Annotated in this window: 1 protein-coding gene; it reads right to left on the minus strand. The window is 68.5% G+C overall.

The window, feature by feature from the left end:
* Window positions 1-305, minus strand: a 305-nt coding sequence (locus tag IB259_RS30890) for a hypothetical protein (protein WP_192331057.1), incomplete at both ends; no start/stop codon positions are given.

Genomic DNA, 305 nt, shown 5'->3' on the forward strand with positions numbered 1-305 from the left:
CCGTCCCATCCTGCTGGTAGCTATAGGTGATCTTGCCGGTGGCCGGGTCGTAGCCAGTCAGCGTGAGCTTGCCTTCGGTGCCGTTGACGACGACCGGGGTGGTGCCCAGCGCCTGCAGGTCGGCCACGGTGAGGGTGACGTTGCCGATCTTGACGGTGGCCAGGCCTTCCGGTGCGGAGACGGTCAGTTCGCCGGTGACCGGCTGCGTGGCGTTCTCGGCGATGCTGACGTTGCCGGCATCGGCGCCGTTGGCGTCGGGGACGGTCACGCCGGGCACGCCATCGGTGTGGCCGTTGATGGTGACG

Source organism: Achromobacter sp. ACM04 (genome assembly GCF_014851465.1).
Classification (GTDB): Bacteria; Pseudomonadota; Gammaproteobacteria; order Burkholderiales; family Burkholderiaceae_B; genus Achromobacter; species Achromobacter aegrifaciens.